The organism is Exiguobacterium sp. s35 (assembly GCF_018617535.1).
GTDB classification, from domain to species: Bacteria; Bacillota; Bacilli; order Exiguobacteriales; family Exiguobacteriaceae; genus Exiguobacterium; species Exiguobacterium aestuarii.
The window spans coordinates 1969420-1992123 of sequence record NZ_JACSKI010000001.1; the positions used below are offsets into that span (position 1 = coordinate 1969420).

Sequence of the window (22704 nt, forward strand, 5' to 3'; positions counted from 1 at the left end):
GGCAAGCAGAGGCCGACGCATCATCGTTTGGAATACACGATTCACGTTCACATGGACTTTCCCATCCGCCTTCTGCCATCAGCTACAGGTGACGAAAGTGCCTACCCGTTCCCCGACTCATTTCAGAAAGTGAATGGTTACATGTATACAATATCCGTTTTAAGCGTGGTTCAACCCTCGTTCACGATTTCTCCATAATCCTGTTTACACATAATGCGTCAGGGCGTAAGCGACCCCGTCCTCTTCCACATCTTTTGTAATATGTGTGCTCAAATCTTTTAGCGGGTCCACAGCATTCCCCATCGCAATCCTCGTCTCTGCCACTTCAAACATCGACACATCGTTCAAATTGTCTCCGATTGCGACGACATCACGCATCGAAATCTGATAATGTTCCGCTAGCTGTTTTAATGCTGCCCCTTTACTCGCATGTGGGTGTCCAATCTCAATTTTCGTCCACCCCGCCGTGGTAATTAAAATATCGTTCCGTGGTTCATAGATTTTGCGCAAACGATGTAGCTTTTGGCGATCGAACGAGTAGACAAACACCTTGTACACCTCATCTCGTGCAAAGTCGATGTCTTCCATCGAATCCATATACGTCAGACCGAATTGCTCATTTTGAATCTCAATCTCACGTTCTGCCCATTCACGGGTGAACGATTGATCATGCGGCAATACTTCATCAAGTTCCCGCTTGAGTAAGTCGCTTCCCGAACGGAGCACCTTCACTCCCGCATTTGTATAAAATTCGACGTACGCATCGTCCGCCTTCGCAATCTCCCATAGCTCGTCTACAACTGTTTGGTCCATCGCATGATAGTAAATTCGCTCGTTCTCATAAAAGCCGATTGCTCCGTTACCTGACAAAATCGGACAGACGAGGTCACTTCGCTTCAACAGTTCCTCGATATCATGGATGGAGCGTCCTGAACAAATCGCGACGATATCACCATCCTCTTGCCGACGACGAATCGCTTCCTGGTTCGCCTCTGTAATCACACCGGTGCGCGATAACAGCGTCCCATCTAAATCAATTGCAATCAATTTCATAGCATTCCCTCCTCTTTGTCCCTTTTCCCGATTTGCCTATTCAAAACACGATGAAACATCTATAACAGTTTGCTGTACCTCGTTGTTTATTGACTTCCTTATGTCCGATTGCTACGATTTTGACAACGTACACAGCTTTAAAAGGGGGAAAATGGGGACATGAAAGATTTCACACGTGCTTACGCACAACAACTAGACAAACAAGACCCGCTCGCATCGTATCGGAAAGAGTTTTATTTACCGGAAGACGGGATTTATATGGATGGGAATTCACTCGGTCTCTTATCAAAACGAGCCGAGCGCACACTCCTTGAATCGCTTGCAGACTGGAAAGAACTCGGGATTGACGGTTGGATGTCGGGGCGTCACCCTTGGTTCAACTTGTCCGAAGAGTTGGCCGAACTGAATGCGCCGCTCATCGGTGGAAAGCCGGAAGAAGTTATGGTCACCGGTTCGACGACGGTGAACTTGCATCAACTCGTCGCCTCTTTCTTTAAGCCAGAAGGCAAGCGTACGAAGATTTTGGCAGACGCCCTCACCTTCCCGTCTGATATTTATGCTTTGAAGAGTCAGCTCGAACTACGCGGGCTCGACCCATCAGAACATCTCGTTCAAGTGGACAGTCTGGACGGGCGCTTCTTAGTAGAGGACGATTTGATTGCCGCAATGACCGACGAGATTGCGCTCATCGTGTTACCGACCGTCCTGTATCGGAGTGGTCAAATTTTAGATATGCCTCGCCTAGCGAAAGCGGCACACGAACGCGATATTTTAATTGGATTCGATGCTTGTCACTCCGTCGGCGCCATCCCTCACGACTTCCATGAATGGGGTGTCGACTTCGCTTACTGGTGCAACTACAAACATTTGAACGGTGGTCCAGGAACGGTAGGCGGTTTATTCGTACATGAACGTCACTTCGGCACGGCACCGGGACTCGCTGGATGGTTCGGTTCACGCAAAGACAAACAGTTTGATATGGACCATACGATGACACCGGCTGAGCATGCCGGTGCGTTCCAAATCGGGACGCCACACGTCATGAGTCTCGCTCCGCAACTTGGCGCTCTCGAGATGTTTAATGAGGTCGGAATGGAAGCGATTCGTCAAAAATCGCTCGCACTCACGACGTATATGATAGATTTGATCGAAGACATGCTGGCACCACACGGATTCTTTATCGGCAGCCCGACGGACACACGTCAACGCGGTGCCCATTTGAGCCTTGAGCACCCAGAGGCGGCACGCATCTGTAAAGCATTGAAGAAACATCATATCATCCCAGATTTCCGGGCACCGAATATCATCCGTCTCGCACCGGTCGCACTGTATAACACGTTCACCGATGTGTATGACGTGATTGTAACGTTGAAGAAAATCATGGATGACAAAGAATATGAGGCGTTCGAGAACGTCCGTGAAGTGGTCGCATAAGGGGGAACCGACATGAGTGAACGTATGGAACATAAAGTGGAAAAAACGATTCAAACTGACTTCTCGAAAGACATGTCGTACGGTGACTACCTTCAGCTCGACCCAATTTTGTCGAGTCAGCATCGTCTTTCCGACCACCATGATGAGATGTTGTTTATCATCATCCATCAGACGAGTGAGTTATGGATGAAGCTCATCTTGCATGAATTGACGGCGGCCACGACCGCTATCACGAACGGAGAACTCGAGCGCTCATTCAAGATGCTCGCCCGTGTCTCGAAGATTCAGCAGCAACTGATCCAATCATGGGGCGTCCTTGCGACGTTGACTCCGGCAGAGTATTTGGAGTTCCGGGACGAGCTCGGCTCTTCATCCGGTTTTCAGTCCTACCAGAACCGACAAATCGAATTTGCGCTCGGTTTTAAAAACGCGCGCACACTCAGTGTTTATGCGCATGATGAAAAGCTGTATCCACTGCTCGAAGGCTCGCTTCAAGCCCCTAGCATTTATGATGTGACCGTCCGTGAAATGCATCGCCGTGGTCTGTCGATTGATGCGAGCGTGCTCGAACGGGATGTCACACAGGATTGGGAATGGAACGAGAGTGTCGAGAAGGCGTGGGTCGAGGTCTATCGAGACGTCGAGACGTATTGGGACTTATATGAATTAGGTGAAAAGCTACTCGATATCGGTAGCCAGCAACAGATGTGGCGCTTCAATCATATGAGTACTGTGGAACGAATCATCGGACAGAAAATGGGGACAGGCGGTTCGTCTGGCGTGAACTACTTACGCCGCGTGCTTGACCATCGTTTCTTCCCTGAGCTTTGGACGGTCCGGACATCACTATAAGAGGAGCTGAACGAAATGACATGGATTGATGTATCACAACCGCTTCATGCCGACGTGACGACATGGCCGGGAGACACGAAGTTTTCGTACGAGATTGCTTGGCCGATGGCACAGAGCGGTTCGGTCAATGTCGGGAAAGTGACGATGAGTTTACACGTCGGGACACATATCGATGCACCTTTCCACTTCGATGATCACGGAAAACGCGTCATCGACCTCGACCCTTCCCTCTATATTGGTCCGGCACGCGTCATTCATCTGCCGCATAAGTCTAAAATTGAAGCTTCTGACTTGGACGGTCATGACTTGACCGGGGTCGAACGTCTCATTTTGAAGACAGATGGTTGGCCAGATAAACGCGTCTTTCCAGAGACGATTCCTGAACTGACGCCGTCTCTTGCCGATCGCCTCGGGGAACTAGGGATTTTCTTGATTGGACTCGATTTGCCATCCGTTGATGCGATTGACAGCAAAGAGATGAGCGCCCATCATGCGTTAGCACGAAATGGCGTCCATATATTAGAAGGGCTCGTCCTAGACGACATCTTGCCGGGAGATTATGACTTGAACGCCGTCCCTCTCCCGATTGTCGAAGGCGACGGAAGCCCCGTTCGCGCACTGCTTCGCCCTATGTGAACGAGTTTTTGGACTGGTACGAAAAAGTGATTGCAGTATGTCTAAAAAGACGTTGATTCTCTTTACGTTTCGAGAATTAGCGTCTTTTTGTTGTACAGAAAATCATTTGAAATTCTGGATTTGTATTGAAGTTCATCAGATTCGTATAAGACGCCATACTTTTTTCTAAATTATAATATGAATAAATAAATGTCATTTCGAAAATATTTTATAAAAAGAAATGTTATAGGACTTTTAAAAGGAGGATTTATATGAAAAAAACAGTTTTCATTACAGGTGCGTCAAGTGGTATTGGGAAGGCGACGGCGAAGCGTTTCAAGGCTGAAGGTTGGAATGTAGTGGCTACAATGAGTAACACACAAGATGGCACCGACCTTGAAGGAGATGGTGTTCTTGTCACAAAGCTTGATTTACTTGATTCAGAATCAATTAAGCGTGCAGTTAAAGAAACAGTAGAACATTTTGGAAAAATAGATGTTTTGATTAACAACGCAGGTTATGGCGCTTATGGTCCTCTAGAGGCTACACCGATGGATGTATTAAGAAGACAATTTGATGTAAATCTATTTGGATTAGCTGAAGTCATTAAAGAAGTACTACCTATCATGCGAGAACACAAAGATGGAACAATAGTAAACGTATCATCCATCGGAGGACGAATGGCATTCCCTTTTGGTTCTCTATACCATGGTTCAAAATGGGCTGTCGAGGGACTTTCCGAGGCATTACATTTTGAAGTACGCCTTTTTGGTGTTCGGGTCAAACTCATTGAACCAGGTGGAGTGAATACAGATTTTAGCGGAAGGTCTTTTGTTTTTTCAAATGATGAAAGTCTAGAGGAATATCAACCACTTGTAGAGTCATTCATAGAAGCAATGTCCAATATGGATACTTCTAGAAACCAAAACCCTCAAGAGGTAGCGGATGTTATTTGGGAAGCAGCAACAGATGGTAGCGACCAGTTGCGCTATATATCCGGAAATGATGCGAGAGCAACATTGGGAAATCGATACTCAAGTGAAACAGATGAGCAATTTGTAGAGTATATGAGAAAATCATACGGTTTATAATCAAGGAGGAGTCGCAATGGCAACAGTTGTAAAGAAAGCGCTAGGAATTGCCCCAACTAAAGAAAAAAATGGTCGAGGATTTATTCCTTCACCACTCGGAATACTGTTAGGTGTGGATAAAAAAAGTGGCTACACGCATAACAAACGTGTTGCCGGGAAATACAAAGGGAATAAAAAAATATTAGTGCTCTGTACGGAAGAACGCTACTTCAAGATGGAAAACGGTTCTTTATTTTCTACTGGAAATAACGTTCAAGAGACTGCGGTTCCATTGATGCATTTAACGAATGCAGGATTTGATTTTGATGTAGTGACGCCAACAGGTTCATCGGCAGTTCTAGAACAATGGTCGATCCCACGAAAAGATCATGCAGTTCTCGCATTTATGAGAGAAAAGAATTCGAAATTTGATCAACCACTCTCACTTCAAGATATGGTTGGTCGCGGAGACTTAAATGATGACTCCCCCTATGTAGCGCTCTTTTTACCGGGTGGTCATGGTTCGATGGTTGGTTTACCAACGAATGAACATGTTGGGAAACTCATACGTTGGATTCATCAATCTGACCGTTATATGGTCACTGTTTGCCACGGTCCGGCTGCACTCTTGGCTGCATCAGTAAATACGAGTGATCCTCACCCATACAGAGGTTATAAGATGGCTATTTTCCCAGACAGTGTTGACAGACAATCACCTTCATTAGGATATTTGCCTGGAAAACTACCTTGGTATCAAGGTGAAAAACTTTCTGAACAAGGTTTGAGTTTTATTAATAAAAAAGTTGAAGGCGCAGTACATGTTGATCGAAAACTCTACTCCGGGGATAGTCCTAGAGCATGTGATCAACTTGGAAAATTAGTAGCTGATACTTTACTAAAGGAACTGGCACAATAATAAATATGGGTAGTCTCCATGTTAAAAATCGTTTGAATTGAATTTTAAGAAAAAATAAATCATATCAGGAGAATTATTATGAATACTGTTAGGATCGAATCAATAAGTAAAATGCATAAGCTTCTTGGACTAGCTCCGCCTAAACATCCTCATATTAGTATTTTCAATTGGGAGGATGTTCAACCTCAAGAAGGTGCAAATGAAAAGAATGATGGACTAGCAGTTTTTGATTTTTATATGGTAAGTGTAAAAGATTTCCCTTGCGGACAGTTGAAATATGGCAGAAACACTTACGATTTTAGTGAAGGGTCAATGATGTTCGTCGGACCCAACCAAGCTATGAGTAGTACTGATGATACAACCTCTTCCGGATGGGCGTTGATCTTTCATCCAGAACTGATACGTCACAGTAAACTAGCAAAAAAAATGTCTGAGTATACCTTTTTCCACTACAATGTTCATGAAGCTCTCCATTTATCCGAAAAAGAAAAAAGTATCATCAGTGCATTAGTTGACCAAATTCGAGAAGAATATTCAAGTAATATTGATGTATTCACGAAAGAAGTCATTGTGTCACAGCTAGAGCTACTGTTCAATTATTCCCAAAGATTTTATAGTCGACAATTTATTACTAGGACAGCTCACAATAGTGATCTTGTATCAATGTTTGAAGCTCACCTCATAGATTGGTTTGATTCCGGGAAAGCTAGCGATCTAGGTCTTCCAACTGTAAAACAATGTGCTGATAAAATAGGGATGTCCCCTGATTACCTGTCTGATATGTTGAAGCAAGAAACAGGGAAAAGTGCACAAGAACATATTCATTATATGTTAATTGATAGAGCCAAAAACGAGCTTCTTAGTACGTCACATTCTGTTAGTGAAATTGCCTACACACTAGGTTTTGAATATCCGCAGTACTTCAGTAAACTCTTTAAAAACAAAACAGGAATGACCCCTTCTCAATATCGTTCAATTTGATGGAAGAGTTTTCATCAATCTATTAACTCCATGTCGTAAAGAGATAGTCGGAATCGGCTGTCTCTTTTTTGATTAGACAGGGATAGTCCGACGTTTGGCGAAATAGATGACATACGTTATGAAAGGAGGCAGATCGGGCTTGCAACGCATCTTATCCACTCTACGAAACGGTCTGCATACGTACCGTTACGATCTCATCGCCTTGACGATTATGATGTTATGCATATTCGTCTATGCGTACCCGCTGTTTTCCCCGGGAATGGTCGTCTTTAGCGATATTGCTTTCGGTCTATCGTCTGACCGTTATATCGAAGAGATTTTTGGTGCCTGGAATGAGCGATGGAGCACGACGACATTGTTGAACGTTCCTCGACTCGTCTTTATCGCGCCTCTTTATGGACTGAGTCTATTGTTTGGTGCATCTGGACCGTTTTTGATCAAATCATTCATTTTATCGTTGCTTGTTATGTCGGCGCTCAGCATGTATGCGCTCGTCAAACGACTCCATTCGATTTATATCACGAAACATTTTCAATTGATGACGCTCATGACATTCACGCTCGCCGGTTTATTTTATGCGTTGAACCCATGGATCATCACACGTATCCAACACATTTACCTTTTATGCGGGTATGCGTTATTCCCGTTCGCACTCCTACTCTTCTTCAACTTGTTCGACCCGAAATTCCGCCGTCAGTTGGATCCAGACTTCTCGTTCGACAAACGACTCTCCCCAAGAATCTGGATTGATGCCACCGGATTGTCTGTGACGTTCATGTTCATGTCGGCCGGGATTCATTACTTTTTCTTCTCAGCCATTTATATGGGGATCATGCTCGGGCTCATCGTGCTCAAAACGCTTTGGACCGAACGGAAGACGTTGCCGTTCAAATCTTATATTTTCTACTATGTCCGACTCATCACGGCAGTCGGATTCGTGTTTATCTTGTTCAACGGCTACTGGTTCTTTATGTATGTCGGTTCCATTCTATTCGGAGCACAGGCATCCCAACATAATATTAACGTCACCGAGACGTTGATGTTGTTCAGTCGCAACTCGTCCATCGAGAACGTACTCTATACAATCAGTTACTGGTGGCCGATGTTTGACTTGCATACACTACCGTTGACGTTTTGGGTAGCGGGTGGTGTCTTGCTCTTCTTCATCGCAATCGGTTTTCTCGGTAGCTATAAACGACCGATTCACTTGTTCTTCGGCTTACTCGGTGTCGGTCTGATCATCTTTGCGACCGGGACATATGAATGGGTAGCAACTGCATTCGTCGCGCTCGTCACGTACACACCGTTGATCGGTCCGATGTTCCGTGACCCAAATAAACTTGTCGGGCTGTTGATTGTCAGTTACAGTCTACTGCTCGCACTTGGGATTGGAATTGTCGATGCCAGACAATCCAAGGCAATTCCCCGACCGCTCTATCGCGGCATCCTTTTCATCGGCAGCTTTGTCGCATTGACACTCTTTATTCATCCGTATCGTACCGTCTATATGGAAGGATTTTATAAGCCTGTCAATGTGCCTGAAGAATATGCGACCGTCCAAGATGAGGTCGAAGGGAAATGGCTTCAGTTCCCTGTTGCCGATGAGATGACGCAGCCGATCACCGGCGTTGCGACACCGAGATGGAATCAAAACCCCGCACTCGGTGAGTCGGTCAAACCGACTGGGGACTTCCATGTGTATAGTTCTCTCGAAAACACGGTGTTCCATCACGAAGGATCGACGCCTGCGATTCGCTATCTGTTTTCGCTCCTTCAGTATCTCCTCGACACAGGACGTTCAGACGAGGCGAGCAACTTAATCAAAGTGTTCGGTGTCAACCAGTTCGCGTATCGAGATGAATATTTAGGGATGGAGGAACGTCAACAGTTCAACTTAGAGATGCTTGCCTCGCAACGTGACTTACTCCGGACGAAACAAGTCGGACTGTTCACCTTATTCGATGTCGTCGCCCCGCTCACCGACCGGACCGTGCCCCAGCTCATCGTGACGCCTTACGGAATCGATCGATCCATCACATATGGGACACTGCCTGGATATGAGCAAGGGAAGCAATCGATTCTATTCACGACACAGCGACATAGCGACGACTTTGAGTGGATTCGTCCAGGTGACACGATTGAGATGATTGAGCAAAAAGATATGCTCCTCAGCCAGGTTCCGGACGACTATTACTGGAAGCCGTTCGAAGCGATTGATTCCGCCAACCCGTTTCTCACGTGGGGCAAGACTCTTTTCGCGAACAGTGACTGGCGTTGGTATCAACAGACGCAAGGCGTGAAAGACCCTGCGTTCGACCTTGATTTCGGAGACGGCGTCGGCCTTTCGTTCGCCTCTGCCCGCATCGATGCCCCACCGTATGAGCTCGACGACTTGTCGACAAAGCAAGTCGCTTCATTTAATTCGATGCTTGAGGATGAGACGTTCTTTAAAGCGGATAATCCGGATATCGTTGACCTGTCCCCAAATCCATTGTCTTCGACGAACGATTTACCACTTCTACAAGCGGAGGTCGCAAAAGGAGACCCGAACTATATTTGGCAAGTCGCGAAGTCCGGTCTGTTGCCGGCACTCCCGAATAACGCGTATCGGTTCGATATCGTCGCATCAGGTCGAGGCGTCGACCGCTTGCACGTCAAAGTTCGCTTCTTTGACGCGTCCGGAGAAGAAATCGACCAAACCTACGTCGTGGCACCAAGAGATTCCGGAAATTTAGACGGGATTCACCTTCGCGGGGAATACGTGACACCACGAGCGGCCGAGACGATGCGCATCGACTTATTGAGTTATCAAAAACCAGAACGAAAGACGTATTGGTGGGTTCACGATGTACAAATCGAGAGCTTCGAGTCGCATATGGTCCCGAATACGTTCTCCATCACAAAAGAGACACCGCCGGGTCGCTATATCGGATTCGCTCGTGTCTTGATGAATCAGAGTGGCGGACAGCTTGATGTTACCATCAACGATGACAAGCAAATCGTCGAAACGACTCGGCAAACGGGCGCACGTCTTGAATGGGTACCGCTCGGGATACATGATGTCGGTACGGAAGAGACGACCATCACCGTTGAGAATACAGTCGGTTTTAACGCGATTCAAAATATCGTCTTCCTGCCCGAAGACGAATGGACATCTTTACAGCAATCTCTCGAAAACGTACTAGCACCAACGAATACGTTCATGGTGCTCGAAGGAGAACAAGACTTTGATTATAGCGGCACAATCCAATCCGAGCGTAACTATCCGTCGCTCAGTTTCGGGAAAGGTGTCTCACTCACGTCCGGCACATTGTCTCGTACGATTGATGTGGCAGAACCCGGTAATTATCGATTCCATATCAATCTGACACCGCCTGTGTCGACAAATGGGACGGTCCGCTTGCGTCTCCTTCAGGACGAAGATGTCGTCCAAGAAGAAACAATCGATGTCACGGCGATGCGGCAACTGCCTGATGTAAAAACCGAGATCGGGTCGAAGACGGTCACATATGATTCCTTGCGTCGTGATTTCCCGTACAAACTTCAGGAACTCGACGGCGTCCACCCGACTATGAAACGTTGGACACTGAATACATTTGAGATGGAACCGGGATCGTACACGCTCGAACTAGCTGTGGAAAGTCGCGTGCCGTCACGAATCGAGCTGGAGGATTTACGAAAGTTCGACCCGAACGAGATTGTGGTGACTGAACCACTTGCGACACCCGAGGCTGCCGCCACGTGTGCGACTTGTGTGTCTATTACAGACGATATGTTCGAATCGACAGTAGAAGACGATACGTTTATCGCATCCTACGAACCGACTTGTTCTTGTGACTGGTACATCTTCGCATCGGAACAAATCGAAGCACTCCCAGACCGAGAATATTTGGTTGCTTTTGACGCACGAAGCGAACAGATTCGAAATCGTCACGTGAAGATGTACTATCTCGACGAGGAACGTCGCGTGATTGGGACTGACTTCATCAGCGAAGTGGAAGAATATCGTAAATCGACATGGAACCACTATGAACAGATTTTGATTCCGCCAGAGGGAACCGCCTCGATGCAGCTTCATATTTGGGCACGGGGAAATATTGAAAATGCCGGGAGACTCGAGATGAAAAACTTGAATGTCGTCCGCTACGATCACCTTCTACTGACCGATCAAGTGACCGTCGAAGAAGTGACGGAACGTCCACTACTCGCAAATACAGAAGCAGAATCCCTCGATGTGACACGAAGCGTCATGAAACGAACGGTCTCTCACGAAGATTCGCTCGGTCGCTTCACGTTAAACGACTCTCCGTCCCCGCTGTTTGAACTCTTGACAGATGAGGGGGCGCAGCGTGGTGAAGTCGCATTGAACGGCGTGACACAACTGTACATGTCTTCCGAAAGTGACGTACAGGTGAATGCCGTCTTACGTCTCGTGTACTTCGCAGGCATGGTCCTCCTGTTACTCGCCACACCGCTTTCGTTCCTCTTCTATTGGAACGCGCGACAACAAGAGCCGCTCCTTCGTCGGATGCGACATCGATTCAAGAAAGGATGACGCATGATGATTCGGACTCTAACGCTCACGACGTTGATGAGCTGTATGATGATTCTTAGCGCTTGTACGATTGATGATGAAAAAAGTGTGATTGAAGACCGGGAAGGATACACACTATTGATTGCTCCTTCCGACCAAGACCCTGAAGAACAGTATGCGCTACAAGAGATGATACTCACGTCTTCGACGATTGTTGACGGCAAAAAGAATCACCTTGATGCACTACACGTCGGAGACGTCATCACGATCGACTATGCCGAGACAGATTCTTCGATTGCCGAATCGATTACACACAAATGAGTACAAACAAAGCCCACGTCCAATAAGAGACGTGGGCTTTTGTACGTGATGTGATGTTATCGTCTGGCTCGACTGACGGCCCGCTGTCGGCGTAAAAGAAGTGCCATCGTCTTCAAAAATGCGATGGAATCTTTCACGAGATCGACGTGAGACCCCTCCCGTTCGATACAGGTCACTGGTTGTTGATAGACACGAAGGCGTTCTTTTTTGGCGGCATACATCATCTCCAAATCGATGGCGAACCCGCTCGTTGCGCTCAAATAAGGAAGTAACCGCGGAATCGCCCGGCGATTAATGATTTTGAGACCCGTCTGTGAGTCCGACACCCCTTTTGGTAGGAACGGTTTTGTAATCGTTCGTTTTGCGAAACTGACGAATTTTCGGACGAGACTCCGATCTTCAATCGTCAAATCTTTCGTGCCGATGACGATATCATAATAATCATTTTCTGCGATGCTCAATAGTTGAGCGATGTCATCGACTTTGAACGAATTGTCCGCATCGACGAACACATAATATTCGCTCGAGATATGCGTCATTCCCTCGATAAAGAGACCTGCTTTTTTCGTATTCTGCTTCAACTCATACATCTTCAAATAATCAATTTTGAACAACGTGTCCGTCGCATTCATGACGATATCCCGATACTCCTGTAACAAGTGTTTCGATTGATCGGAAGAGGCATCATCTACAAAATAAATCGACCCATGTAAGTAATTTCGTTCAATCATTTTGGTAAGGGATGTCAAAAAAGCATGAATATGTGAAAACCGTTTCTCTTCATTGAAAATTGGTAATATAAAGGCTACAGTCCCTTTTTTCACAGCATATTCTGGATGAATAACATTTTGAATTTCGGCTAACAGTTCATCTGCATACTCTTCTCTATAATAGAATATTCTAAATATCCCATTCCCTAACAATTGATTGAAGGGGAAGTTTCCTCTATGTCGAATAACGTCATCAACCCATAAAATCGATGACTGGGGATGATAGGTACGCAGCGCCGCAGCAATCGTTAATCCGGTTTCATAATCAACATAATCAATCACATATACTTTAATATGATCTTTCATTGCACGAATTTCTGGTGAAATCTTTGGTTCAGAAGATGGATTCGATTCAGAAATCATAAGCTCATAGTGCGGGATAGACGAAGCGTACGGAATGTTTCGTTGTCGATCTGTAAAAATCACTACTTTACCTTTATCCATCACATGGTCCTCCTTAAGGATTGACGAATTGAAAGAGGTGGTTGATATGAAAGCTGTTATGAGTCGTTATTCGATTTTACTCATTTTTCCCGTCCTTGATGCCTTATTGAATATTATTAACTATTCCTATCACTTCTTTTTAGCACGTGGTTTGACGAGTCAAGACTACGGTCTCTTAAATGCCTATCTCGCTCTTCTCGGATTACTACTCATTATCGGTAGCGCCGTCCAATGGATCGTTACTCGAAACTTGGGACAACAAATTGCGACCGACTATCGGTATATCGAACGGATCATCCTGCTCGTCGCAATGGGTTTATCCAGTGTACTCTTTATACTTATCCCATATATTCTTCCTTTATCTAGGATTAACCTCTTTTTACTTGCAGTTACAGTATTTTTCCATATTCTCGTGTCATTCCGACGTGGTGTCTTACAAGCAAATGAGCGGTTTTATGCCCTCACTCTTTCCTATTACGTCGAAGCGATTGTGAAAGTGGGCGTCACATGGATCTTTCTCGAACAGCTTGATATTACACTCGCTTTGATCGGGATTTTAATCGGCATGATTCTCACATATGGGCTTAGCATCTGGCAAACGCATTTCCCAGAAACGGCTGGTGACAAGCAGTTTCATGGCTTGTTCCAACTCATTCATGTGCAAATTGTCATGACGCTCTTCTTCTCGGTCGATAGTTTACTCGTCACCTTGTTCTTCCCATCGTTAGTCGGAGATTACTCCGTCAGTCTACGCTTTAGTCAGCTCGTCTTGTTCGTCTGTCTCTCGATTTTCCAAGTACTCTTACCACGACTGAGTCGAGCAGCCGAAACAGATTCGTTCCTATCATTCGAACGCATCGTATTCCGCTTGTTATTAGTAGCCCTTGGCATCATTACGGTGTTGTATTTCTTGATTATCCCATCGGTCGTACCAATCTTCTTTGGGCAAGGATACGACGAGGCAGGGTATTTCGTACGTTATATGATTTTCACCTATATCGGCATCATCATCGTTCAGTACGAGGCGATGTTGCAATTTATATTGCGGAACAAGCGATACTTGCGGTGGTATTGGGCACTACTTTTCGTCTTTCTCATCGCCTTATTCCTATTCCGTCAGTCGATGGAGATGTGGCTCTTGGCGCAAGCGGTCGTCTTACTCGGAGGATCACTGCTCCTTCGTCTCCGCTTCCATTCTGAGCGACGCCAACAATTCAAGGAGGATTCGTCATGAAACCCACTTTATTATGTCTATCTTGGCGAGATATCAAACATCCGAAAGCAGGAGGAGCGGAAGTATTCACACATGAGATGCTATCTTACGTAGCTCCTCGTTACAACATCATCCACCTATCCCCTCATATTGAAGGACGCGAGGACGAAGAATGGATTGATGGCGTTCGTTATATTCGCTCGGGTACAGACATCACGAGCATCGTAGAGGCACGACGCTACTACAAAGCGCACGAAGAGGAAATCGACCTCGTCCTCGACCAAATGAACACACATCATTACTTCACGCCATTTTATGTGCCGGCACATAAACGTATTCTCTTCATCCACCAATTGACGCGTGAAATTTGGCGTATCAACCTACCGCCTCCTGTTTCATGGGTGGGAGCATGGACAGAAACGAGTCGCCTGCGCCTCTATCGGCAAAACGATGTCTTGACCGTCAGTCAGTCGACGGCAAATGACTTGGTCGCCGTCGGAATTCCCGAGTCACACATCACGATTTTGCCGGAAGGGCTCAACTTCACACCGTGGCCAGAAGAAGAATGGTTTGCAAAAGAAGAACATCCTACGTTTTTATACGTTGGGCGCATGTCCGCGTATAAAGGAATCAACGATGCCGTCAAGGCGTTTGTCTCCATCAAACGCGACTTCCCGACTGCGCAACTATGGATTATCGGGAAGAAGAACGAGGCGTACATCGCCGAACAACTCGATCCGATCACACCTGAGGAGGTACGATCGGATATCCATTATTTCGGATTTGTCAGTGAAGAAGAGAAGCTTGAACGCATGAGTCGAGCGACAACCCTTCTTTTCCCGTCTCGTCGCGAAGGTTGGGGCTTGACCGTCAGTGAGGCCGCTGCCGTTGGAACACCGACCATCGTGTACGATGCTCCGGGACTTCGAGATGCCGTTCAGTATGGAAAGCTCGGTTATATGACGATGGCACAAACAGCGGAGGCGCTCGCACTTGAGATGCGACGCTGTTTGAACGACCTTGATCACTATGAGACCGTCCGTCGTGACGCTCACGCATTCTCGAAGACACTGCAATGGAGTCGCACCGGTGCCGCATTTGAACAATGGTTGAGTCAAAAGCTTGGAATCTTGATTCAGGAAGGGAGAACATCATGATTGGAATCGCGATGTCTACGTATTGTAACGAGGAAATCATTCGAGAAACGATTCAATCCATCCAACAGCAAACGGCCGATTTTGTTTGTGTGATTGCGGATGACGGCTCGACCGATCAAACGGTCGACGTCATGCGGGAGTTGACGGCAGACGATGACCGCTTCATCATCCTATCACTTCCTCACGGTGAGCGTGGAATCGCTCGTAAAGAGGCAATCGGCCAACTCCGTGAACGAAACGTTGACGTCTTATATGTCATTGACTCGGATATGGTGTTGACCGAAGGATTATTAACGAGTTGCCTGCTTTACCTTCAACATCATGAAGATGTCGGAGCGCTAGTCATCCCAGAAGAGGCTTATAGCACGTACACCAACTTTTTCTCTAAAGTGAAGGTATTCGAACGAAATCTGTTCCAAATCCCTGAGGAACGGATTGACGACCGCTCCATCGAGGCGGCACGCTTTTGGCGGATGGAAGCGTACGAGGCATCGGGCGGCATCAATCCCGCTCAAATCAGTTTTGAAGAGACGCAACCGACAATCCGATACATTCAACAAGGTGGCGTGATCCGACGCGCCACATTCACTTCAGTGAAGCACAATGAAAAAGAAGTGACATTACAAAATCTGCTCGAGAAGAAGCGTTATTATTTCCAAGTGATGCCGCAAACGCTCGAGACAGAGGAAGGTGGCTTCCGGAAGGCGCTCGCCCGCTGGTATTTCTTCAGACCAGTGCTCTACCATCCGTCCAATCTCAAAAAATATAGACGACATCCTGTGTTAACACTAGGAGTCGCCTACATGTACGTACGATTAACGATGATTGGGGTATCGCAACTCTTTACCCACAAGTTCGGGAAGAACGATCCCGTGACTGATACAAAATAAATTCTCCGTATTGAGTCGGGATGACGAGACGTTTCAATTCGTTCGTCTCCTCGGACTCGAACGGGACAACGAGTTTTTCAGAGCTGATCAAGTCCCCGCTCTCAAAAAACAAACAATACGCATTTCCAAGGTCATCTAGAAACTCCGTCAACATGTCCGCGACTCGATACTTGTTCGTCTTCATATTGACGGCTTGTTGACCGACATCCTTTATGACGCGAATCACATACTCGTCAATCTTCATTGGTTTCGTCATGATTCGCTTGACGTTTCCATAATTGACGGCCGCAATCAACGTGTGGGTGTGCGTATAGTCAGTCAATACGATTTGATGAATGAGTGGGAACTTTTTCTTCACGTAGGATAACAGTTCGACCCCGTCCGTATGGGGTAGCCTTAATTCAGTGATGACGACGTCGATGTCGCTTGATTCTAAAATTTTAATCGCTTCCGTCGCTTCCGTCGCTTCAAAAATAAGTTCTCCTTCTTTCATCAACAGACGAGCCAATGTCTTTCGCGTATGCTCGTGCGGTTCGACGAGTAAGTAATTTGCCATGTTGTGTACCTCCGAAATTTTAATCGAGAAAGGGTGTCACGAAATGAAACTACTCTTACTATCAGGTGGATCAGGAAAGCGTCTTTGGCCACTTTCAAACGATATCAACTCGAAACAATTCATTCGATTACTTGATGACGGTGAAGGTACCAAACAATCGATGATTGAACGGGTTTTCTCACAATTAAGTGACATGCAATTAGATCGGGATGCCTTTATTTTAACAAACGCGCTTCAACGTGATGCCATCGTTTATCAAATCGGGACCGATGCTAATATCATCACCGAACCGAGTCGTCGTGATACGTTCCCTGCCATCGTTCTCGGCGCTAGTTATTTGAACGAACAACGTGTCGATCCGAATGAAACGGTACTCGTGATGCCGGTCGATGCTTATGTCGATCTTCGCTTCTTCGAATATTTCCCTCAAGTGGATGAAGCGGTACAGACGAGTGACGATGCCTTACATTTGATTGGTGTCACGCCCCTTCACCCGACGTCAAAATACGGATACATCGTCCCAGATGAAGCCGCTCAAGTATCATCCGTCCGCTTGTTCCAAGAAAAACCGACAGTCGACGTGGCGGAGCAACTGATTGAGCAAGGTGCATTGTGGAACTGTGGGATATTTGCGTGTAAGCTTCATTTGTTACTTGATGAACTGGCAGAGCGGAACTTGCCTACGACCTATTCAGAGCTGACAACTCGCTACGATGATTTAGAAAAGACTTCGTTCGACTACGCCGTCGTCGAGCATGCGGAGTCTGTATTCGTACACCGCTATGATGGCGACTGGAAAGACTTAGGGACATGGAATACATTGACCGAAGAAATGACGTCAACCACCCACGGCCAAGTGGATCTGTTCGAATCAACGAACACGCATATCATCAACGAATTGAACCTCCCGTTGATTGGAATCGGGCTCGAAGACCTCGTCGTCGCTGTCAACGCAGACGGGATTCTTGTCTCGACGAAAGAAGCGACCCCGCAACTGAAAGATTATCTCGCTTCTTCTGACGACTATCCAAAGTTCAAATGGAAGCGTTGGGGACAATCAGAAGTGATTCATCACGAGACACTCGCGGACGGTCATCATAGTGTGACAAGACGGATGCTCGTCCAGTCAGGGAAAGAACTCAGCTATCATTACCATGAAGCGACCGATACGATTTGGACGTTACTTCAAGGAACAGCGACCGTGACGATTGACGGTCAATCGTTTGAGGCGAAGCCGACCGACGTCATCTCTATCCAACGCGGTGCGGCTCACACGCTCAAAGCTCATGAAGATGTCGTCTTCATCGAGGTTCAGTATTCAAACGACTGGACACTCGACGATGCTTGTCCTGTACCGTCTCCACTTGATAAACAGTATTGACGCGATGCGTCGTTGGAACAGGGACTTCACTTGTAACGATTTCTACCTTTCCGGTAAACAAGTGAGGTCCTTTTCCTTTTGGAACGAAATAATGTTCCCCCGCGCGGATTGCTTGTGTACCGTCCTCACCTTGAACGAATCCCTCTCCTGAAACGACCGAGATCAATCGAAACGTTTCCGACTGTTCTAAAATGGCTGGGGTTCCATTCACTTGGTGTCTCATGATGGTGAACGATGGTTTTGAAATCAATTCGGTCGTCAACGCATCTTCCAAATTCGTCCGCACGAGTTCATCTGTCCGACGATCCGGAATGTTCATCACTTCCACGGCTTTTTCAATATGAAGTTCACGAAGATTTCCCGTATCGTCTACGCGATCAAAGTCATAGAGTCGATACGTCCGGTCACTCGTCTGTTGAATTTCGAGCAATACGACACCTGGACCGAGAGCGTGTACCGTTCCGCTCGGGATGTAAATAAAGTCGCCTTTTTTCACGGCTTGCGTCTTTAGACGAGTCGCCCATTCTTTTCGTTGCACACATGTATACACATCTTGTTTCGTTCGGAACGTATGGCCGACGATAATTTTGGCATTCGGTTCTGCATCTAACACGTACCAACATTCCTCTTTCCCAAACTCCTCTTGTTCCAGACGTTGTGCCTGCTCATCGTTCGGATGAACTTGTACCGATAAATAGGCACGAGCATCGAGTAGTTTGACGTGTAGGGGGAACGTTGCGAATGGATACGGACCGAATAGCTCCAATCGGTGTGCATCCCATAAATCCGCTAACGTTTGCCCTTCATATGGTCCGTTTTCAAAAGTGGTCATTCCGCTTGGATGTGCGGAGGCAGCCCAACACTCACCGATTTTCCCTTCCGGTAACGAAAGATGAAATAACGTCTCTAGCTGACGACCACCCCAAATACGTTCTTTAAACACCGGTTTGAGCTTATACATATGTGTTGCGTTTCTCAAAAAGAAGAAACGACTCCCCCTTCCTGTATTTTACCTAGATATACCCTGAAAAAGGGAGTTCCTATCCAATTTATGAAGGGGGATATGTGAATATTCAAAAACCTCACGAGGCCCTACCCGAAATCGAGGCACCGTGAGGTTTCATCTTGATTATTTAATTAATTCAAGTTCTACCGGAATGTTCGCTTCCACCGTTTCACCACTCAAGTGGTTGATGGCCGCTTCTACACCGAGTTTTCCGATTTCAGCCGGTTTTTGTGCGACGGTCGCTGCCATTGTCCCACCTTCAACTGCTTTGACCGCATCGTCTGTCGCATCGAATCCGATGACTTTGACATCACTCATTCCAGCTGCTTCAAGCGCTTGAACGGCACCGAGTGCCATTTCATCGTTATGTGCGAATACAGCGACGATGTCTTTATTGTCTTGCAAAATGTTCTCCATGACCGTCAATCCTTCTGCACGGTCAAAGTTTGCAGATTGTTTTGCCACGACTTCCAATTTTCCATCGATCGCTTCGTTGAATCCTTGTCCACGGTCACGCGTCGCAGAAGCTCCTGGGATCCCTTCGAGCTCGACGACTTTTTGACCTTCGCCTACGAGTTCAACCATGTAATCCCCTGCCAACTGTCCACCTGCGACGTTGTCTGAAGCAACGTGCGCGACCACATCACCTGTTTCCGCATTACGGTCCACCGTGATGACTGGAATACCGGCGTCGTTCGCTGCTTGAACCGCTGCACCGACCGCTTCTGAATCTGTCGGGTTGATGAGAATCAAATCCATTCCTTTTTGAATCATATCTTCGACGTCATTCACTTGTTTCGCGGCATCGTTTTGCGCGTCCGCTACCGTCAATGTCGCATCCATTTCTTTTGCCTGTTCTTCTGCCCCTTCTTTCAATGCGACGAAGAACGGGTTATTTAACGTCGAGATTGAGAGTCCGATTTCATAGTCCCCATCTTTCGTTTCCGTCTCAGACGTTGACCCCGGTTGTTCAGTCGAGCAAGCTGCCATCAGTACCATTGTCAGTGCAAGTAGCCAAGCTGTCCATTTTTTCATGTTCCGTTTCCCCTTTCGCGTGTTACGCGTTTTGTCGACGATCAAGCAATACTGCAAACAATATAACTGCACCTTTTACGACGAGTTGGAAGAAAGAAGATACGCCGAGAAGGTTCAATCCGTTGTTCAACGTTCCGATGATCAGTGCCCCAATCAATGTTCCGACAATCCAGCCGCGACCACCCGCAAGACTCGTTCCCCCGAGAACGACCGCCGCGATGGCATCAAGTTCATATGACGTTCCTGCCGTCGGTTGTGCGGAATTGAGACGTGACGTCAAAATGATGCCAGCGAGTGCCGCAAGCATACCCGATAGCGAATAAATCATAATTTTGACCTTGTTGACGCCAATCCCCATCAATTTCGCCGCTTCTTCGTTCCCACCGATCGCGTACGTATGACGTCCGAATGTCGTCTTTTTCAAAATGAAATAAAGGACACCGAATGCGAGTAACATCGTCAATGCAGGCACTGGGATGATCCAGAAGTAGCCGCGTCCGAGCATCTCGAACCAGCCAGAGTTCCCGAGACCGGTAATTGGTCTTCCGTCCGTATAGACGAGCGTCAACCCCCGATAAATCGTCATTGTGGCCAATGTCGCGATGAACGGTGCCACTTTTCCGTATGTGATGACAGCCCCGTTAAATGCTCCGAGAACGGCACCTGCAATCAATCCTAGTGCAACGGCCATAACCGCATGTTGACCGTCCACCATCATGCCAGCCACCAATGCGGATGCGAGTGCTAAAATCGATCCGACTGATAAATCAATCCCACCTGTCAAGATGACAAACGTCATCCCGAAGGCAATCAAGGCATTGATGGAAACTTGGCGCAGTACGTTAAAGATGTTATTTAATGATAAAAATCCAGGTTCGAGCGCGGTCACGACGACGACGATGACGAGTAGACCAAACAGTGGTCCTAACTTTTGTCCCCATCCAAGTCGACCCGGGCGCTTCAGTGCAGTCGTTGCTTTCAATTCCATATCATTGCCCTCCTGTCGCATATGTCATCACTTTTTCTTGTGTCGCCTCTTCTTTCGTGAGCGTCCCGGTCACAATGCCCTCCCGCATGACGACGATTCGGTCACTCATCCCGAGCACCTCTGGTAAATCGGAGGAAACCATGATGATGGCAACTCCCGATTCCGCGAGGTCGCTCATGATGTTGTAAATTTCTTTCTTGGCGCCAACGTCGACTCCACGGGTCGGTTCATCCAAAATCAAGACGTCCGGCTCGACACCTAACCATTTACCGAGCACAATCTTCTGTTGATTCCCACCAGACAACGACTTCACTTTTTGTTCCATCGAATGATGTTTAACTCGTAGCTTTTGTAAGTATGTTTCCGCGAACGTCGCTTCTTGTTGTTTGGAGATGACCGATCCTTTCGCTCGTTTATCGAGTGTCGGGAGCGACAAGTTTTCTCGAAGTGAGAAATCGAGGAGCAAGCCCTCCCCTTTTCGGTCCTCTGTCAAAAAGGCGATTCCGTGTTTAATGGCGTCAGCCGGAGTTTTAATCCGAATCGGTTGTCCGTTCAATTTGATGACTCCACCTTTATGGGCATCTGCTCCGAACAAGGCTCGCATCACTTCAGTCCGTCCTGCTCCCATCAATCCGGAGAATCCGACGATTTCACCGGCACGGACGTTGAACGATACATTGTGGAACCGGTTACCTATTAAATCATCTACTTCGAGCACGACATCTCCGAGCTGCGCGGTGCGCGTCGGATACCGTTCACCGATTTCGCGTCCGACCATGTCACGTACAGTTTCCTCAAAGGAAGTGTCGGAAATCAGTCGGGTCGAGATGGACTGTCCGTCACGAAGCACGGTGATTCGGTCACATAAGTCAAAAATCTCTTCCATCCGGTGAGAGATATAGATGATGGACACGCCTTGATCTCGCAGTGCCCGCGATACGGCGAAGAGTGCCTGAATCTCACGGTCCGTTAAGGCGGCCGTCGGTTCATCCATGACGATGACTTTCGCATCCGTCATGAGTGCCTTGGCGATTTCAATCATCTGTTGTTGACCGACCGATAAGTTGCGTGCTACTTCATCGACATCCATGAAGACGTTCAGTTCTGCCAAATATTCGCGAGCGCGTCTAGTCATTTCCTGCTGTTTGACCATCCCAAACGGTCCCGTCAGTTCACGACCTAAAAATAGGTTTTCGGTCACCGTCATCTCCGGCAAGATGTTGAGTTCCTGGTGGATGAAGGCGATCCCTTCTTGCTCAGCTTCTTTTGGGTGCTTGAATTGACGCACTTTCCCATCGATGAGGATGTCTCCTTCATCTTGAGCATGAAGACCGGTCATCACTTTCATCAGTGTCGATTTTCCAGCTCCGTTCTCACCCATGAGCGCATGAATCTCTCCAGGCAACAATTCGAAATCGACTCCTTTTAAGACAGAGACCGGGCCGAACGACTTATGGATGCCTTTCAACTGAATATGCATCGAATTCC

The 22704-nt window shown here is 47.0% G+C and carries 19 protein-coding genes; 12 read left to right on the plus strand and 7 right to left on the minus strand.

Translation table 11 applies throughout. The features are described from left to right. Positions 1-204: 204 nt before the first annotated feature. Positions 205-1053, minus strand: a complete 849-nt coding sequence (locus KNO75_RS09985) for a Cof-type HAD-IIB family hydrolase (RefSeq protein ID WP_214821502.1) — start codon at positions 1051-1053, stop codon at positions 205-207. Positions 1054-1212: 159 nt separating this feature from the next. On the opposite strand from KNO75_RS09985, the gene kynU reads away from it, so the two are divergent. The 8 genes from kynU to KNO75_RS10025 all read left to right on the plus strand — a co-directional run bounded on the left by kynU (position 1213) and on the right by KNO75_RS10025 (position 11776). Continuing rightward, on the plus strand, positions 1213-2487 hold the full coding sequence (gene kynU, locus KNO75_RS09990; protein ID WP_214821504.1) for a kynureninase: 1275 nt from the start codon (positions 1213-1215) through the stop codon (positions 2485-2487). Between the two features lie 12 nt (positions 2488-2499). Then, positions 2500-3339 (plus strand): tryptophan 2,3-dioxygenase, encoded by an 840-nt coding sequence (gene kynA / locus KNO75_RS09995; RefSeq protein ID WP_214792553.1) that lies wholly within the window; start codon positions 2500-2502, stop codon positions 3337-3339. A 15-nt stretch (positions 3340-3354) separates the two neighbouring features. After that, entirely contained in the window at positions 3355-3975 is a 621-nt protein-coding gene (gene kynB / locus KNO75_RS10000) for an arylformamidase (RefSeq protein ID WP_214792549.1), read from the plus strand. Positions 3976-4226: 251 nt separating this feature from the next. Beyond that, positions 4227-5045: an SDR family oxidoreductase gene (locus KNO75_RS10005; protein WP_214821506.1), complete on the plus strand. Its 819-nt coding sequence runs from the start codon at positions 4227-4229 to the stop codon at positions 5043-5045. Positions 5046-5061: 16 nt separating this feature from the next. Beyond that, positions 5062-5940, plus strand: coding sequence for a DJ-1/PfpI family protein (locus KNO75_RS10010; protein WP_214792543.1), 879 nt, complete (start codon positions 5062-5064; stop codon positions 5938-5940). Between the two features lie 78 nt (positions 5941-6018). Then, positions 6019-6921: a helix-turn-helix domain-containing protein gene (locus KNO75_RS10015; RefSeq protein WP_214792541.1), complete on the plus strand. Its 903-nt coding sequence runs from the start codon at positions 6019-6021 to the stop codon at positions 6919-6921. Between the two features lie 139 nt (positions 6922-7060). Continuing rightward, positions 7061-11476, plus strand: a complete 4416-nt coding sequence (locus tag KNO75_RS10020) for a hypothetical protein (RefSeq protein ID WP_214821508.1) — start codon at positions 7061-7063, stop codon at positions 11474-11476. Between the two features lie 6 nt (positions 11477-11482). Beyond that, the gene (locus KNO75_RS10025) at positions 11483-11776 is read left to right on the plus strand and encodes a hypothetical protein (protein WP_214821510.1); all 294 of its coding nucleotides are present in this window, start codon (positions 11483-11485) and stop codon (positions 11774-11776) included. 56 nt (positions 11777-11832) lie between these two features. Here KNO75_RS10025 and KNO75_RS10030 read toward each other — a convergent pair whose 3' ends face one another. Next, a complete protein-coding gene (locus tag KNO75_RS10030) occupies positions 11833-12990 on the minus strand; it encodes a glycosyltransferase (protein WP_214821512.1) in 1158 nt (385 codons plus the stop codon). Positions 12991-13036: 46 nt separating this feature from the next. On the opposite strand from KNO75_RS10030, the gene KNO75_RS10035 reads away from it, so the two are divergent. The 3 genes from KNO75_RS10035 to KNO75_RS10045 are packed head-to-tail and all read left to right on the plus strand — an operon-like array spanning position 13037 to position 16250. Beyond that, the gene (locus KNO75_RS10035; RefSeq protein WP_214821514.1) at positions 13037-14224 is read left to right on the plus strand and encodes a lipopolysaccharide biosynthesis protein; all 1188 of its coding nucleotides are present in this window, start codon (positions 13037-13039) and stop codon (positions 14222-14224) included. After that, on the plus strand, positions 14221-15360 hold the full coding sequence (locus KNO75_RS10040; RefSeq protein ID WP_214821522.1) for a glycosyltransferase family 4 protein: 1140 nt from the start codon (positions 14221-14223) through the stop codon (positions 15358-15360). Before KNO75_RS10035 ends, KNO75_RS10040 begins: the two co-directional genes overlap by 4 nt. Beyond that, a complete protein-coding gene (locus KNO75_RS10045; RefSeq protein WP_214821524.1) occupies positions 15357-16250 on the plus strand; it encodes a glycosyltransferase family 2 protein in 894 nt (297 codons plus the stop codon). The genes KNO75_RS10040 and KNO75_RS10045 overlap by 4 nt, the downstream gene beginning before the upstream one ends. On the opposite strand, the gene KNO75_RS10050 is transcribed toward KNO75_RS10045, so the two are convergent. Next, positions 16204-16806 carry a response regulator gene (locus tag KNO75_RS10050; RefSeq protein ID WP_214821526.1) on the minus strand — a complete coding sequence of 201 codons (603 nt, stop codon included), beginning with the start codon at positions 16804-16806 and terminating at the stop codon, positions 16204-16206. The two genes, KNO75_RS10045 and KNO75_RS10050, sit on opposite strands and share 47 nt — an antisense overlap. A 43-nt stretch (positions 16807-16849) precedes the next feature. Between KNO75_RS10050 and KNO75_RS10055 the strand changes: the two genes are divergently transcribed. Beyond that, entirely contained in the window at positions 16850-18187 is a 1338-nt protein-coding gene (locus KNO75_RS10055; protein ID WP_214821528.1) for a sugar phosphate nucleotidyltransferase, read from the plus strand. On the opposite strand, the gene KNO75_RS10060 is transcribed toward KNO75_RS10055, so the two are convergent. The 4 genes from KNO75_RS10060 to KNO75_RS10075 all read right to left on the minus strand — a co-directional run bounded on the left by KNO75_RS10060 (position 18108) and on the right by KNO75_RS10075 (position 22696). After that, positions 18108-19148 (minus strand): type I phosphomannose isomerase catalytic subunit, encoded by a 1041-nt coding sequence (locus KNO75_RS10060; RefSeq protein ID WP_214821595.1) that lies wholly within the window; start codon positions 19146-19148, stop codon positions 18108-18110. The two genes, KNO75_RS10055 and KNO75_RS10060, sit on opposite strands and share 80 nt — an antisense overlap. Before the next feature lie 168 nt (positions 19149-19316). Beyond that, positions 19317-20228 (minus strand): ribose ABC transporter substrate-binding protein RbsB, encoded by a 912-nt coding sequence (gene rbsB, locus KNO75_RS10065; RefSeq protein WP_214785953.1) that lies wholly within the window; start codon positions 20226-20228, stop codon positions 19317-19319. A 22-nt stretch (positions 20229-20250) separates the two neighbouring features. Next, positions 20251-21216, minus strand: coding sequence for an ABC transporter permease subunit (locus KNO75_RS10070; protein WP_214694930.1), 966 nt, complete (start codon positions 21214-21216; stop codon positions 20251-20253). A gap of 1 nt (position 21217) precedes the next feature. Then, the gene (locus KNO75_RS10075; RefSeq protein ID WP_214821532.1) at positions 21218-22696 is read right to left on the minus strand and encodes a sugar ABC transporter ATP-binding protein; all 1479 of its coding nucleotides are present in this window, start codon (positions 22694-22696) and stop codon (positions 21218-21220) included. Positions 22697-22704 lie beyond the last annotated feature (8 nt).